This window comes from Streptomyces cyslabdanicus (assembly GCF_052663305.1).
In genome coordinates this window covers 1-15,463 of the sequence record NZ_JBQRUW010000077.1, presented here as the reverse complement: position 1 = coordinate 15,463, position 15,463 = coordinate 1, and the positions used below count along the sequence as shown (strand labels likewise).

General features: G+C 70.8%; 12 protein-coding genes and 1 pseudogene. 8 read left to right on the top strand and 5 right to left on the bottom strand.

The window, feature by feature from the left end:
• Nucleotides 1–203 precede the first annotated feature (203 nt).
• From ACTYVM_RS35690 to ACTYVM_RS35680, 3 genes and pseudogenes are all read right to left on the bottom strand, one after another.
• A complete protein-coding gene (locus ACTYVM_RS35690; protein ID WP_445529960.1) occupies nucleotides 204–3,377 on the bottom strand; it encodes a MinD/ParA family ATP-binding protein in 3,174 nt (1,057 codons plus the stop codon).
• 339 nt (nucleotides 3,378–3,716) lie between these two features.
• Nucleotides 3,717–3,848 (bottom strand): annotated as a pseudogene (locus ACTYVM_RS35685) (SCO5717 family growth-regulating ATPase); the annotation flags it as partial.
• Nucleotides 3,849–4,365: 517 nt separating this feature from the next.
• Nucleotides 4,366–4,659, bottom strand: coding sequence for a DUF397 domain-containing protein (locus tag ACTYVM_RS35680; RefSeq protein ID WP_400034488.1), 294 nt, complete (start codon nucleotides 4,657–4,659; stop codon nucleotides 4,366–4,368).
• Nucleotides 4,660–4,940: 281 nt separating this feature from the next.
• Here ACTYVM_RS35680 and rpsO point away from each other — a divergent pair, with 281 nt between their 5' ends.
• The 5 genes from rpsO to ACTYVM_RS35655 all read left to right on the top strand — a co-directional run bounded on the left by rpsO (nucleotide 4,941) and on the right by ACTYVM_RS35655 (nucleotide 10,490).
• Nucleotides 4,941–5,228: a 30S ribosomal protein S15 gene (gene rpsO, locus ACTYVM_RS35675; protein ID WP_100571636.1), complete on the top strand. Its 288-nt coding sequence runs from the start codon at nucleotides 4,941–4,943 to the stop codon at nucleotides 5,226–5,228.
• Nucleotides 5,229–5,630: 402 nt separating this feature from the next.
• Nucleotides 5,631–7,853: a polyribonucleotide nucleotidyltransferase gene (locus ACTYVM_RS35670; RefSeq protein ID WP_445529935.1), complete on the top strand. Its 2,223-nt coding sequence runs from the start codon at nucleotides 5,631–5,633 to the stop codon at nucleotides 7,851–7,853.
• Nucleotides 7,850–9,229, top strand: coding sequence for a M16 family metallopeptidase (locus ACTYVM_RS35665; RefSeq protein ID WP_445529934.1), 1,380 nt, complete (start codon nucleotides 7,850–7,852; stop codon nucleotides 9,227–9,229). The genes ACTYVM_RS35670 and ACTYVM_RS35665 overlap by 4 nt, the downstream gene beginning before the upstream one ends.
• 36 nt (nucleotides 9,230–9,265) lie before the next feature.
• On the top strand, nucleotides 9,266–10,018 hold the full coding sequence (dapB, locus tag ACTYVM_RS35660) for a 4-hydroxy-tetrahydrodipicolinate reductase (protein ID WP_400034484.1): 753 nt from the start codon (nucleotides 9,266–9,268) through the stop codon (nucleotides 10,016–10,018).
• Between the two features lie 16 nt (nucleotides 10,019–10,034).
• Nucleotides 10,035–10,490, top strand: a complete 456-nt coding sequence (locus tag ACTYVM_RS35655) for a tetratricopeptide repeat protein (RefSeq protein ID WP_445529933.1) — start codon at nucleotides 10,035–10,037, stop codon at nucleotides 10,488–10,490.
• Between the two features lie 78 nt (nucleotides 10,491–10,568).
• Here the strand turns inward: ACTYVM_RS35655 and ACTYVM_RS35650 are convergent, their stop codons facing one another.
• Entirely contained in the window at nucleotides 10,569–11,123 is a 555-nt protein-coding gene (locus ACTYVM_RS35650) for an SCO5741 family PH domain-containing membrane protein (protein WP_445529932.1), read from the bottom strand.
• A 134-nt stretch (nucleotides 11,124–11,257) separates the two neighbouring features.
• The gene (locus ACTYVM_RS35645; protein ID WP_400034478.1) at nucleotides 11,258–11,497 is read right to left on the bottom strand and encodes a hypothetical protein; all 240 of its coding nucleotides are present in this window, start codon (nucleotides 11,495–11,497) and stop codon (nucleotides 11,258–11,260) included.
• Nucleotides 11,498–11,716: 219 nt separating this feature from the next.
• On the opposite strand from ACTYVM_RS35645, the gene thyX reads away from it, so the two are divergent.
• The 3 genes from thyX (at nucleotide 11,717) to ACTYVM_RS35630 (ending at nucleotide 15,416) form a co-directional block, all read left to right on the top strand.
• Nucleotides 11,717–12,457, top strand: coding sequence for an FAD-dependent thymidylate synthase (gene thyX / locus ACTYVM_RS35640; RefSeq protein WP_400034476.1), 741 nt, complete (start codon nucleotides 11,717–11,719; stop codon nucleotides 12,455–12,457).
• A gap of 215 nt (nucleotides 12,458–12,672) precedes the next feature.
• The gene (gene dapA, locus ACTYVM_RS35635; protein WP_400034474.1) at nucleotides 12,673–13,572 is read left to right on the top strand and encodes a 4-hydroxy-tetrahydrodipicolinate synthase; all 900 of its coding nucleotides are present in this window, start codon (nucleotides 12,673–12,675) and stop codon (nucleotides 13,570–13,572) included.
• Between the two features lie 158 nt (nucleotides 13,573–13,730).
• Nucleotides 13,731–15,416, top strand: coding sequence for a ribonuclease J (locus ACTYVM_RS35630; protein ID WP_445529931.1), 1,686 nt, complete (start codon nucleotides 13,731–13,733; stop codon nucleotides 15,414–15,416).
• Nucleotides 15,417–15,463: the final 47 nt, after the last annotated feature.

The window sequence follows — 15,463 nt, the reverse complement described above, 5'->3', positions numbered from 1 at the left end:
CCAGTCTGCGCGCGTCAACGGTATGTCAAACCCCATGTGGCCTGCGGAAATAACGACTTGACCGCGATCTTGCTCCCATTGGTTGAGACCACTGAAGCCTCGCTGGTGAGGGCGTGGCGGCGGAATTCGACCGGTTCTGACTGCGAACACGCGAAGGCCCGCGCCGTGGGAGACGACGCGGGCCCTTGAGCGGTGCGGCCGAGCTACTGGTGGGGCGGGGGAGGAGGCGGGGTCTGCCCTTGCGGGTACTGCGGGTACTGCGGGTGCTGCGGGTACTGGGGGTGGTGAGGAGCCTGGGGGTAGGGCTGCTCGGACTGGCCCGGCTGAATGGGCTGGCCGGGCTGGCCGGGATAGGGCTGCGGCTGGCCCGGGTACGGCTGACCGGGGGCAGGCTGACCGGGGACGGGCTGCCCGGGGTAGGCCTGGCCGACGCCGGGCTGGCCCGGAACCGGTTGCCCGGGGGCGGCCTGGCCGGGGACGGGTTGTCCCGGAACCGGCTGACCGGGATACGGCTGACCGGGGTACGGCTGGTTCGGGATCGGCTGGCCCGGCATGGGCGGGGCCGCGACCGGCGGCGGGTTGCCGTCGGAGGTCCACAACCCGTGCGCCTGCTGGTGCCGGACGAAGTCCTCCGCGACCATCGCCGCGAGGTTGAAGTACGCCTCCCGCACCTTCGGCCGCATCATGTCGAGGTCGACCTCGGCGCCGGCGGAGAGATGCTCGTCGAAGGGCACCACGACGACGCCGCGGCACCGGGTCTCGAAGTGCGCGACGATGTCCTCCACCTTGATCATCTTGCCGGTCTCGCGCACCCCTGAGATCACGGTGAGGGAACGGGCGACGAGATCGGCGTACCCGTGCGCCGACAGCCAGTCCAGCGTCGTACTGGCACTGCTGGCACCGTCCACGGACGGCGTGGAGATGATGATGAGCTGGTCGGCGAGGTCGAGCACACCGCGCATGGCGCTGTAGAGCAGACCCGTGCCGGAGTCGGTGAGGATGATCGGGTACTGCTTGCCGAGCACGTCGATCGCGCGGCGGTAGTCCTCGTCGTTGAACGTCGTGGACACGGCCGGATCGACGTCGTTGGCGATGATCTCGAGGCCCGAGGGCGCCTGGGACGTGAACCGCCGGATGTCCATGTAGGAGTTGATGTACGGGATCGCCTGGACGAGGTCACGGATGGTGGCCCCGGTCTCCCGGCGCACCCGGCGGCCGAGCGTGCCGGCGTCCGGGTTGGCGTCGATGGCGAGGATCTTGTCCTGCCGCTCGGTGGCGAGCGTGGAGCCGAGCGCGGTGGTGGTGGTCGTCTTGCCGACGCCGCCCTTGAGGCTGATGACCGCGATGCGGTAGCAGGACAGCACCGGCGTACGGATCAGGTCCAGCTTCCGCTGCCGCTCGGCCTCCTCCTTCTTCCCGCCGATCCGGAACCGCGGCCCGGGACCAGCGGGCCGAGTGCTGCGGGCCTTCTGCTTCTTGTTGTTGAGCAGCCGGTCGGAGGACAGTTCCACGGCCGCCGTGTAACCGAGCGGCGCCGCCCCAGGGTTGATCGGCTGCCGCTGGTCGTGCTGTATCGGCTGCGGCCAACTGGCCCCGAGACGGGGATCCACGGGCTGCTGCGGGGCGGCCGGCGGCTGGGGCTGAGCGCCGTCGGGCTGTGCGGGCGGCTGCGGGAAGCCGTACCCGTCGGGCTGCGCGGGCGGGTTGGGGACACCGGGCGCGGCGGCCTGCGCCTGGGGGAATCCGTAGCCGTGCGGCTGCTCCGCGACCACCGAACCCGGAACCGGCGGCTGGCCCGTCGGCGAGGGTTGTGCGCCGGGGGTGCCGGGTGGGGGGAAGCCGTATCCGGCTTGGGGGTTGGCCGGGGGCGCGGTGGGGCCGGGCGCCGGCTGCTGGGCAGGCGGTTGCTGCGCGCCGGGTGGGGGGAAGCCGTAACCGGGCTGTTGGGGGTTGGCGGGGGACGTGGTGGGGCCGACCGGCGGCCGGCTCGCCGGCGAGGGTTGTGCGCCGGGGGTGCCGGGTGGGGGGAAGCCGTATCCGGCTTGGGGGTTGGCCGGGGGCGCGGTGGGGCCGGGCGCCGGCTGCTGGGCAGGCGGTTGCTGCGCGCCGGGGTACGGGAAGCCGTAACCCTGCTGCGGGGCCGCCGGGGGCGGCGGTGTCGGCGCGGCGGGGGGATTCCAGGCGGCGGGGGCCGGCTGAGGTGCCTGCGGCTGGAAGGGCGGCTGCTGGGCCGGCACGTGCGGCTGCCCCTGCGGAGCGGCCGACTGCGGCTCGTTGGGCCACTGGGCCGCCGCCGTGGGCGCGGCGGGCCGGTAGGACGGCGGAAGGGGCGGCACCGGACCCTGCGGGACCGGCGGCGGAGCCCAGGCGGCGGGCGCGCCCTGCGAAGCCTCGGCGGCCGGGGCCGGGGCGACTTCCTGGGACACCATGTCCTGGGCCGCCGAGGCCCGGGCCACGGCGTCCTGAGGAGCCTCGTCCTGCGGCTCCGAGTCCTCGGGTGCGGACTCCTGCGGAACGGCGTCCTGCGGCTCCGCATCTTGAGGGGCGGCGTCCCGTGGTTCCGCGTCCTGCGGTTCCGCGGTGGGCGTGGAGTCCTCGAGAGCGGCGTCCCGGGGTTCGGCGGGGACAGGCAGGGAGATCGCGGCAGCGGAGTCCTCGGGCGCCCCGTCGGCCGGCTCGACGTCGGACGCCGAGGCGTCCGGGGCACCCTCGAGCTCCGCCTCCTCAGCCTCCGCCTCAGCCTCGTCCGATTCCTTGGTTTCCTTGGTTTCCTTGGATTCCCCGGATTCCGTGGATGTGGATGCGGCGGATGCCGTCTCCGTCACCTGGTCCTCGTCGTCCACCTCGGCGGCGGAGTCTGCCGGAGCAGTGTCCACGTCGGCCGAGTCGACCTCCTCGGCCGCTCCCGCTTCCGCTTCCGCGTCGGCTCCGCCTCGAAGCCCGGACACCTCGGCCACGTCGCTCGACCCGGACTCTCCGGCCCCGGACTCCCCGGCGTCGTCGTCCGCCTTGTCGGCCTCGTCAACCGCGGTCTCGGCCTCGGCCGTCTCGGCCCCGGGCTCCGTGTCCGTCGCCGCGGCCGACTCGTCCTCCCGGCCCTCGGCGCCGGACGCCTCCCCCTGTTCCTCGGCCGCCTCCGTCACCTCCCGCCGCACGGCGACGGCGGAGATCCGCATGGTGGCACCGCTCTCGAGGTCACCGACTCCGGCACCCGCCCCCTGCTCACCCTGCGGCCGCGCCGTCCGGGCTCCCGGCGACGGGAACCCGCCCACCGGAATGTTCGGCACCGCCGTCGGGGACCCGGCACCGGCCGGATCCGTGTCCGGCGAGGCCGCCCCCTGCGGCTCGAACCCGCTCCCCACCGGCAGCTTCGGCACCGCGATCGGGCTCCCCACCGGCGGCGGGGGAGGCGTGAAGGGCGCGCCCGGCGCGGGAGCCGGCGGAGTGAAGGGCGCCCCCGGCGCGGGAGCCGGCGAAGTGAAGGGCGCACCCGGCGCGGGCGGAGGAGGCGTGAAGGGAGCGCCGGGCGTCGCGGTGGCGTGCGGCGGCGGAGTCAGCCCGGGCACCGGACCGCTCGGGCCAGCGGGCCGCAGGGGACCGCCCGGAGAAGCCGGCGCATCGGAGGAAGGACCCCCGGGGGCCGCACCACCCGCGTTGGCCCCCTGCCCTGCCCCGGATTCCGCCCCGGACCCCGATCCCGAACCGCTCGACGCGTTCTGCGTGTACCAGGCGGGCGGTGCGTAGTCGATCGTGAACTCGCCGGTCGTCTCGATGGAGGACGCCGTGTCGGGCTGGTCGTCGCCGGGCGTGGCCCAGCCCCCGCGGATCCCGTCCCGATCGCTGCTCACAGTTCCTCCTGGTGTGGTCGAGCACCCTCAATGCCGTGCGGGGGCGACCATTACTCGTCGTCCTTGGTCGTTCGAGGTCGTCCGATCCACCGACTTCCCCCCGTGACGACGATGTCCGGTCCACGGGTTCTGACATCGCGCCCCCATGTACCAGCCTAATCACCAGGAGACTCACCATGGCAGGCCCGTCCGTCTCGTGGTGCCCGCCCACTTGACGACAACCGGCCCGGAATCGCCGTACGCGGCAAGGCATCCGTCAGCAAACCGGACACAACCGTGGCCAGGTCGTACAGAAGATGAACACTGAACCCGATGCACCAGGGCTCACGAACCGGCCCGTGCGGCCGGTCCATTGAAGGCCCGACCCGTCAACCACACGCCTATGGCGCACACATGACGCACATGTGATGCACACATCTGACGGGTCGACCGGCATGGCTGACGGAAAGCTGACAGAAAAACACAAAAAAGGGGGCGGCACGCGCACGTGCCGCCCCCTCGCGCGTTCGCGCACCCCTCACTCGGAAGCGAGACCCCCGTTGTGCGGCGCCGGCTCCAGGTCGAACTCACCGTCCCGTGCACCCAGCACGAACGCCCGCCACTCCGCCTCCGTGTAGCGCAGTACCGTGTCCGGGTCGAGCGAGGAACGCATGGCGACGGCGCCGTCGGGCAGGTAGGCGATCTCGACGCGCTCCTCGTGCTCCTCCGTACCCGGCGCGCAGTGCCACCGCACACCGGAGATGTCGAGCGCGTAGAGTTCGTCGCGCTCGCGCTCCTTGCGGGCCTTGATCTCCGCTTCCGTCTCCGCCATGTCGCCGCGACCCCTTCCAGACGTGCCCTACGGTGCCGGGCTCACCCTAGTGGCCCGCCGGCCTGTCTCGTCGTGGTCGGAGAACCGGGGGAAAACGGGCCGTCGTGTCCTGGTACCCTGTGTGACGGCCGTTTGTGTACGCACCCCCGGAGCCCGCGCAGGAAGTCCTGCGGGTCCTGGAGGCCGCGCCCAGCGGATCCCCGCCTCCCGAGTAACGGAAGGTCCCCCGAGACGAAGACCGGGGGCACTCGGAGGCCACTCACGGAGCACGAGGAGTACGAGTGTCGCTCGACGCCGCAACGAAGAAGCAGATCATCACCGAGTTCGGTACCAAGGAGGGTGACACCGGCTCCCCCGAGGTCCAGGTCGCTCTGCTGTCCCGTCGGATCTCCGACCTGACCGAGCACCTCAAGACCCACAAGCACGACCACCACTCCCGCCGGGGCCTGCTGATCCTGGTCGGTCAGCGTCGCCGCCTGCTGCAGTACCTCGCCAAGAAGGACATCCAGCGCTTCCGTGCGCTGGTCGACCGCCTCGGCATCCGCCGTGGTGCGGCGGGCGCCAAGTAAGACGTCGTGAGGGGAGCGGTTCCCGGGAGACAGGGGACCGCTCCCTTTGCCGTACATACGGGAACGCGAGCCAGGAACCGCGCGGGAGCGTGCGGAGTGGATGCGGGAACGTACGGGAACGTGCGGAGTGTCGGTGCCGCTTTGTAGTGTGGTAGCACGACGCAGTAGACGCAGTACCCCATGACACGGCGTGATACCGCCTGCCCGAGGAGGGCACGGTACGTCATCGCGCCTGACGAACGAGGAGGAGCGCACCTCGCCGCCGCCGGTCCTCGGTAGTGGCCCCCGGGAGAAGAACCCCGGGTGCTTCGATCGAAGACCGGCCCGCACCAGACGGAGCGCCTCTCCGCCACCGTCCCCCCGCCACACGGGCGGGAGGACGACGACGAGGAGAAAACGCTAGTGGAGAACGAGACCCACTACGCCGAAGCCGTGATCGACAACGGCACCTTCGGCACCCGCACCATCCGCTTCGAGACGGGCCGCCTGGCCAAGCAGGCCGCCGGCTCCGCCGTGGCGTACCTGGACGACGACACCATGGTGCTGTCGGCCACCACCGCCTCCAAGAACCCCAAGGACCAGCTCGACTTCTTCCCGCTCACGGTGGACGTCGAGGAGCGGATGTACGCCGCCGGCAAGATCCCCGGCAGCTTCTTCCGCCGTGAGGGCCGGCCCAGCGAGGACGCGATCCTCACCTGCCGCCTGATCGACCGCCCGCTGCGCCCGTCCTTCAAGAAGGGCCTGCGCAACGAGATCCAGGTCGTCTGCACCGTCATGGCGCTCAACCCCGACCACCTGTACGACGTCGTGGCGATCAACGCCGCGTCCGCGTCCACCCAGCTGGCCGGCCTGCCCTTCTCCGGCCCGATCGGCGGCGTCCGCGTCGCGCTGATCCGCGGCCAGTGGGTCGCGTTCCCGACGCACACCGAGCTCGAGGACGCCGTCTTCGACATGGTGGTCGCCGGCCGTGTCCTGGAGGACGGTGACGTCGCGATCATGATGGTCGAGGCCGAGGCCACCGAGAAGACCATCAAGCTGGTCGAGGACGGTGTCGAGGCCCCCACCGAGGAGGTCGTCGCCGCCGGTCTGGACGCCGCGAAGCCCTTCATCAAGGTGCTCTGCCGTGCCCAGTCGGACCTCGCCGCCAAGGCCGCCAAGCCGACCGGCGAGTTCCCGATCTTCCTCGACTACCAGGACGACGTCCTGGAGGCGCTCACCGCCGCCGTCCGCCCCGAGCTCGCCCAGGCACTCACCATCGCCGGCAAGCAGGAGCGCGAGACGGAGCTGGACCGCGTCAAGGGGCTGGCCGCCGAGAAGCTGCTGCCCGAGTTCGAGGGCCGCGAGAAGGAGATCTCCGCCGCGTACCGCTCGCTGACCAAGACCCTGGTCCGTGAGCGCGTCATCAAGGAGAAGAAGCGCATCGACGGCCGCGGTGTCACCGACATCCGCACCCTGGCCGCCGAGGTCGAGGCCATCCCGCGGGTGCACGGCTCCGCGCTGTTCGAGCGTGGCGAGACCCAGATCCTGGGCGTCACCACCCTGAACATGCTCCGCATGGAGCAGCAGCTGGACACCCTCTCCCCGGTGACCCGCAAGCGCTACATGCACAACTACAACTTCCCGCCGTACTCCACCGGTGAGACCGGCCGCGTCGGCTCCCCCAAGCGCCGCGAGATCGGCCACGGCGCCCTCGCCGAGCGCGCGCTCGTGCCGGTGCTGCCCGCCCGCGAGGAGTTCCCCTACGCGATCCGTCAGGTCTCCGAGGCCCTCGGGTCCAACGGCTCGACCTCGATGGGCTCGGTCTGCGCCTCGACCATGTCGCTGCTGAACGCCGGTGTGCCGCTCAAGGCCCCGGTCGCCGGTATCGCCATGGGCCTGATCTCCCAGGAGATCGACGGCGAGACGCACTACGTGACGCTGACCGACATCCTCGGCGCCGAGGACGCCTTCGGCGACATGGACTTCAAGGTCGCCGGCACCAAGGAGTTCGTCACCGCGCTCCAGCTCGACACCAAGCTGGACGGCATCCCGGCCTCCGTGCTGGCCGCCGCCCTGAAGCAGGCCCGCGACGCCCGCCTCCACATCCTCGACGTGATGATGGAAGCGATCGACAGGCCGGACGAGATGTCCCCGAACGCGCCGCGGATCATCACCGTGAAGATCCCGGTCGACAAGATCGGTGAGGTCATCGGCCCCAAGGGCAAGATGATCAACCAGATCCAGGAGGACACGGGCGCCGAGATCACCATCGAGGACGACGGCACCATCTACATCGGTGCCGCCGACGGCCCGTCCGCCGAGGCCGCCCGCGCCACGATCAACGGCATCGCCAACCCGACGATGCCCGAGGTCGGCGAGCGCTACCTGGGCACGGTCGTGAAGACGACCACCTTCGGCGCGTTCGTCTCCCTGCTCCCCGGCAAGGACGGTCTGCTGCACATCTCGCAGATCCGCAAGCTGGCCGGCGGCAAGCGCGTGGAGAACGTCGAGGACGTGCTCGGCGTGGGCCACAAGGTCCAGGTCGAGATCGCCGAGATCGACTCCCGCGGCAAGCTCTCCCTGGTCCCCGTGATCGAGGGCGAGGAAGAAGACGGCAACGACAAGAAGGACGACGCCGACAAGTGACGTCCCGTGGCTTCAAGGCGACGGCCCGCACCTCCTCGGAGGCGCGGGCCGTCGCCCGTACCCAAACCCTCATCAAGGGCCAGAACGGCATCGGCACCGTCCGCAGGACCACCCTCCCGGGCGGCCTGCGCGTCGTCACCGAGACGCTGCCCTCCGTGCGCTCGGCCACCTTCGGCATCTGGGCGCACGTCGGCTCCCGCGACGAGACTCCCGCGCTGGGCGGCGCCACGCACTACCTGGAGCACCTGCTCTTCAAGGGCACGTCCCGCCGGTCCGCCCTGGACATCTCCGCCGCGATCGACGCCGTCGGCGGCGAGATGAACGCGTTCACGGCCAAGGAGTACACGTGCTACTACGCGCGCGTGCTCGACACCGACCTGCCCCTCGCCATCGACGTCGTCTGCGACATGCTCACCGGCTCGCTGATCCTCGAGGAGGACGTCGACGTCGAGCGCGGCGCGATCCTCGAAGAGATCGCCATGACCGAGGACGACCCCGGCGACTGTGTGCACGACCTGTTCGCGCACACCATGTTCGGCGACAACCCCCTCGGCCGCCCCGTCCTCGGCACGGTCGACACGGTCAACGCCCTTACCGCCGACCGCATCCGCCGCTTCTACAAGAAGCACTACGACCCCACCCACCTGGTGGTCGCCTGCGCCGGCAACATCGACCACGCCAAGGTCGTACGTCAGGTCCGCGCCGCCTTCGAAAAGGCCGGCGCCCTCAAGAACACCCTGGCCACCCCCATCGCCCCGCGTGACGGCCGCCGCACCCTGCGCACCGCCGGCCGGGTCGAGCTGCAGAACCGCAGGACGGAGCAGGCGCACGTCGTCCTCGGCATGCCCGGACTCGCCCGCACCGACGACCGGCGCTGGGCCCTGGGCGTGCTGAACACCGCCCTCGGCGGCGGCATGTCCTCCCGCCTCTTCCAGGAGGTCCGGGAGAAGCGCGGTCTGGCCTACAGCGTGTACTCCTACACTTCCGGCTTCGCCGACTGCGGACTGTTCGGCGTCTACGCCGGCTGCCGCCCGAGCCAGGTGCACGACGTGCTGCGGATCTGCCGGGACGAACTCGACCACGTCGCCGAGAACGGCCTGACCGACGACGAGATCGGCCGCGCCATCGGCCAGCTCCAGGGCTCCACCGTCCTCGGCTTGGAGGACACGGGTGCGCTGATGAACCGTATCGGCAAGAGTGAACTGTGCTGGGGCGAGCAGCTGTCCGTCGACGACATGCTGACCAAGATGGCGGCGGTCACCCCGGACGAGGTCCGCTCCGTCGCCCGGGACATCCTGGGACAGCGCCCGTCGCTGTCGGTCATCGGCCCGCTCAAGGACAAGCAGGCCGCACGGCTGGACGACGCGGTCGCCTAACCTCTGTCCCGTCCGTCGGTGGTAAGGAAGCAAGAGATGAGCAAGCTGCGCGTGGCGGTCCTCGGAGCCAAGGGCCGGATCGGGTCCGAGGCGGTACGGGCGGTCGAGGCCGCCGAGGACATGGAACTGGTCGCCGCCCTCGGCCGGGGCGACAAGCTGGAGACCCTCGCCGAGGCGGGCGCCCAGGTGGCGGTCGAACTGACCACCCCCGGGTCGGTCATGGGCAACCTCGACTTCTGCGTACGGCACGGCATCCACGCCGTTGTCGGCACCACCGGCTGGACCGACGAGCGCCTCGCGCAACTGCGGGGCTGGCTGGCCCAGTCCCCGCAGACCGGTGTGCTCATCGCCCCGAACTTCTCCATCGGCGCCGTGCTCACCATGAAGTTCGCGCAGATCGCCGCGCCCTGGTTCGAGTCGGTCGAGGTCATCGAGCTGCACCACCCGAACAAGGCCGACGCCCCCTCCGGCACCGCCACCCGCACCGCACAGCTCATCGCCGCGGCCCGGGCCGAGGCGGGCTCGGCCCCGGCGCCGGACGCCACCGTCACCGCCCTGGACGGAGCGCGCGGCGCGGCCGTCGACGGGGTGCCGGTCCACTCCGTGCGCCTGCGCGGACTGCTCGCCCACCAGGAGGTCCTGCTGGGTGGCGAGGGCGAGACGCTCACCATCCGCCACGACTCGCTCCACCACAGCAGCTTCATGCCGGGCATCCTGCTCGGCGCGCGCCGCGTGGTGACCACTCCGGGCCTGACCGTCGGCCTGGAGCACTTCCTCGACCTGAACTGAGCCCCTGAAGCCCCTCATGCGCGCGAAGATCACCTACCTCGTCACGGCCGCCGTCCTGGTCTTCTACTTCGTCCTGGTCGGCAGCCGCGGCGTCATGCTCATCCAGTACGGCACACCCGTCACCGTCGCCTTCGGCATCGCCGTGCTGATCCTGCCGGTGATCGGCCTGTGGTTCCTGTGGAAGAACACCCAGTTCGTCCGCCGGGCCAACCGGCTCGCCGCCGAACTCGACGCCGAAGGGGGCCTGCCCGTCGACGAGCTGGCGCGCACGCCCAGCGGGCGCGTCGACCGCGACTCGGCCGACCGGGTCTTCGCCCGGCGCAAGGCCGAGACGGAGGCGGCGCCCGACGACTGGCGCACCTGGTTCCGCCTCGCCGTCGCCTACCACGACGCCCGGGACACCCCCCGTGCCCGCAAGGCGATGCAGCGGGCGATCGCGCTGCACGACGGCAAACCGGTGCAGGCCGCCTGACACCCACGACACCCCGTGAACGCGAAGGGGCCCGGTCCGCACGCGGACCGGGCCCCTTCGGCATGCCGTCGGCCGGGGTCAGCGCTTCCTGTTCTCCGCCGCCCACGCCTCCACCGCGTCCGCCGCCCGGTTGAACGCCTCGGCGCGTCCCAGGAAGTCGGCGTTGTGCGTGGTCAGCAGCGGCGGCAGCCCCTGCTGCGCACGGCTCTTGCGGCTGAGTACCAGCGCCTGCCCCTGCACCGTGCGCGGCAGCCCCAGCCAGCGCACCGGCTGCTGCACGGTCCGCACGCCGGCGACCTGCGCCCACGGCGTCGTACGGGTGACGAGGAGGCTCACGTGGCGCAGCCCGCGCGCACCGACCCAGACGCCCATGCGCAGCAGCCGCAGCGCGCCGGCGATCACGACCAGGGCGAGGACGAAGCAGAAACCGGCGGAGGAGAGTGTGGCGGTGAGCGCTGTGACGACCCCCGCGAGCAGGACGAAGGAGGCGAGCAGCAGCAGGAGGGCGGCCGCCCCCACGCGCCACGGCCCGGGCCGGTAGGGACGTCGCCAGCGCTCGCGGTTGTCGAACGGCAGCGCTTCGTCGTCCGCCGCGTCGAAGGTGCGGTCGGCCGTCAGGAAGGACAGGGGCACGGCTGGTCCTCACTCAAATCCATGCATGGGCTGTGCCCGGTGAGGCTATCCGCCTGTGCCCGTGCCCACCAGCCGCGGGGGCCGGGAGACGCCGCCGGTGCCGTCGGTCCCGCTGGCGCGGGGCCCGTACTCGCTCAGTGCCCGGGGGAGACCTGGGACTGCTGCGTCTCGGCGGGGGAGTGGCTGATGGTCAGCGCGGGCGTCCCCAGGATCACGGAGCCCACGAGCGCGGCGACGATGGTCAGCCCCAGCAGGCAGCGCCCGGCTATTCGGCCGGTGGACGCGCGCTCGCGGGGCGGGGGAGCGACATTGCTGCGGAACCGATCGGCTTCGGCGACGAAGGCGAACGGTACGGGTTCGCGCCGACGGGGCATCGGGGGTACGACTCCTTCCGGGGGTCGAACTGAGGGGTCTCACCCATACAGGTGTCTCACCCATACAGACGACCGAGTGTCCCAAATGGTGCCCTGTTCCGCCGAAATCGCAGTTCTTCACCGAAGATGTCGCGCGTCGGCACCGATCGCCCCGATGTCAGGGCCGGGCCGTAGAGTGGGCGCCGCCCCGCAGACGTGAAGGAAGGGACCCTCCGAGCCGTGACCGCCACCCCCGCCGACGACCCGAAGCCCAGCTTCCGCAGTGATGTCACCGTCGAACTGGTCAAGCAGACCGCGTCGGACGCCGACGTGCTGTTCGCGGCCCGTGTCTCGACCCTCGGCGAGCAGTCCCTGGCCGAGCTGGACAAGGACCCCGAGCGTTCCAGGGGCCTGATCAACTACCTGATGCGCGACCGGCACGGCAGCCCCTTCGAGCACAACTCGATGACCTTCTTCATCAGCGCCCCCATCTTCGTCTTCCGCGAGTTCATGCGGCACCGCGTGGGCTGGTCGTACAACGAGGAGAGCGGTCGCTACCGCGAGCTGGAGCCGGTCTTCTACGTTCCGGACGAGTCCCGCAAGCTCGTGCAGGAGGGGCGCCCGGGCAAGTACCGGTTCGTGGAGGGCACCCAGGCCCAGCAGGAGCTGGTCGGCCGGGTCATGGCGGACTCCTACCGGGAGGCGTACGAGGCCTACCAGGAGATGCTCGCGGCCGGTGTCGCCCGCGAGGTGGCCCGCTCGGTCCTGCCGGTCGGCCTGTTCTCGTCGATGTACGCCACCTGCAACGCCCGCTCGCTGATGCACTTCCTCGGTCTGCGCACCCAGCACGAGCTGGCCAAGGTGCCGTCCTTCCCGCAGCGGGAGATCGAGATGGTGGGCGAGAAGATGGAGGCCGAGTGGGCGAGGCTCATGCCGCTGACCTACGCCGCCTTCAACGCCAACGGCAGGGTCGCGCCGTAGCCGGCGATCGCTTGCCCGAGCCGGTACAGATGTACGGTTCAGCCGTGTGAAGTGTCCGGATTGCGGGCTTTGGAGAAGTTCATCTAGCCTGATCAAACGGACCCGGCACTGCTTGAACCCCCGAGCAGGCAGTGCCGGGCTCCACCTTTGCCACCACCCGCCGGCCCGCCCCCCGAGGGCAGCCCCCACATTGAGCAGCGAGTAGCGTGTTACCCATGGCTCCGACCTCGACTCCGCAGACCCCCTTCGGGCGGGTCCTCACCGCCATGGTCACGCCCTTCACGGCGGACGGCGCACTCGACCTCGACGGCGCGCAGCGGCTCGCCGCCCACCTGGTGGACGCAGGCAACGACGGCCTGATCGTCAACGGCACCACCGGCGAGTCCCCCACCACCAGCGATGCGGAGAAAACGGACCTGGTACGCGCGGTCCTGGACGCGGTCGGCGACCGCGCCCACGTCGTGGCGGGCGTCGGCACCAACGACACCCGCCACAGCATCGAACTGGCCCGCGCCGCCGAGCAGGCCGGCGCGCACGGTCTGCTGACCGTCACGCCGTACTACAACAAGCCCCCGCAGGAGGGCCTGTACCGCCACTTCAAGGCCGTCGCCGACGCCACCGGCCTGCCGGTCATGCTCTACGACATCCCCGGCCGCAGCGGCGTCCCGATCAACACCGAGACGATCGTCCGCCTCGCCGAGCACCCGCGGATCGTCGCCAACAAGGACGCCAAGGGCGACCTCGGCCGGGCGAGCTGGGCCATCGCGCGTTCCGGACTCGCCTGGTACTCCGGCGACGACATGCTGAACCTGCCCCTGCTCTCGGTGGGCGCGGTCGGCTTCGTCTCGGTCGTCGGCCACGTCGTCACCCCGGACCTGCGCGCCCTCGTCGAGGCGTACACCGCCGGTGAGGTCCAGAAGGCGACCGAGATCCACCAGAAGCTGCTCCCGGTGTACACCGGCATGTTCCGCACCCAGGGCGTCATGACCACCAAGGCCGCGCTCGCCCTCCAGGGCCTGCCCGGAGGGCCGCTGCGGTCCCCGATGGTCGAGCTCACGCCCGAGGAGATCGAGCAGCTCAAGATCGATCTTGCCGCCGGCGGGGTACAGCTCTGACAACGAGACTTCGCACCACCCCGCACCACCCGAGGCCTGACAACTGAATAAGCGGGCCACACCGGTGCCCGCATCCCACCATGACAACTGCTTCTGCACGAACGTCACGCGCGCCACGTGCCCACCGGTACGTGGCGCGCGTGGTTGAGGAGAGTCTTTTGAGTCATCCGCATCCCGAACTGGGTTCGCCCCCGCGCCTTTCCGACGGCGGTCTGAGGGTCACCCCCCTCGGCGGTCTCGGCGAGATCGGCCGCAACATGACCGTCTTCGAATACGACGGCCGCCTGCTGATCGTCGACTGCGGAGTGCTCTTCCCCGAGGAGGAGCAGCCCGGAATCGACCTGATCCTGCCGGACTTCTCGTCCATCCGTGACCGCCTCGACGACATCGAGGGCATCGTCCTCACCCACGGCCACGAGGACCACATCGGCGGTGTCCCGTTCCTCCTGCGCGAGAAGCCGGACATCCCCCTCATCGGCTCCAAGCTGACCCTCGCCCTCATCGAGGCCAAGCTCCAGGAGCACCGCATCCGCCCGTACACCCTCGAGGTCGCGGAAGGACAGCGTGAGCGCGTCGGCCCCTTCGACTGCGAGTTCATCGCGGTCAACCACTCCATCCCGGACGCCCTCGCGGTCGCCATCCGCACCCCCGCGGGCATGGTCGTGCACACCGGCGACTTCAAGATGGACCAGCTGCCGCTGGACAACCGCCTGACCGACCTCCACGCGTTCGCGCGGCTCAGCGAGGAAGGCATCGACCTCCTCCTCACCGACTCCACCAACGCCGAGGTCCCCGGCTTCACCCCGCACGAGCGGGACATCTCCAACGTGCTGCGCCAGGTCTTCGCCGGCGCCCGCAAGCGGATCATCGTGGCCAGCTTCGCCAGTCACGTCCACCGCATCCAGCAGATCCTGGACGCCGCGCACGAGTACGGCCGCCGGGTCGCCTTCGTCGGCCGGTCCATGGTCCGCAACATGGGCATCGCCCGGGACCTGGGTTACCTGAGGGTCCCGCCGGGCCTGGTGGTCGACGTCAAGACCCTGGACGACCTGCCCGACCACGAGGTCGTGCTCGTCTGCACCGGCTCCCAGGGCGAGCCCATGGCGGCCCTGTCCCGCATGGCCAACCGGGACCACCAGATCCGCATCGTCCAGGGCGACACGGTGATCCTTGCGTCGTCGCTGATCCCGGGCAACGAGAACGCGGTGTACCGGGTCATCAACGGACTGACCCGCTGGGGCGCCAACGTCGTGCACAAGGGCAACGCCAAGGTCCACGTCTCGGGCCACGCCTCGGCCGGCGAGCTGCTGTACTTCTACAACATCTGCCGCCCGCGGAACCTGATGCCGGTCCACGGCGAATGGCGCCACCTGCGGGCCAACGCCGAACTCGGCGCCCTCACGGGAGTGCCGCACGACCGGATCGTCATCGCCGAGGACGGCGTGACCGTCGACCTCGTCGAGGGCAAGGCCAAGATCTCCGGCAAGGTCCAGGCCGGCTACGTCTACGTCGACGGGCTCTCGGTCGGCGACGTGGGCGAGCCCGCGCTGAAGGACCGCAAGATCCTCGGCGACGAGGGCATCATCTCGGTCTTCGTGGTGGTCGACTCCACCACGGGCAAGATCACCGGCGGCCCGCACGTCCAGGCCCGCGGCTCGGGCATCGACGACTCCGCCTTCGCCGAGGTCCTCCCGAAGGTCGCGGAGGTGCTGGAGAAGTCCGCCCAGGAGGGCGTCGCGGAGGTCCACCAGCTCCAGCAGCTCATCCGCCGCACCCTCGGCAAGTGGGTCTCGGACACCTACCGGCGCAGGCCGATGATCCTCCCGGTCGTCGTGGAGGTCTGACCCGCGTACGTCCCCAGGACACGCGAACTGGTGGCGGGGGGGCTCGA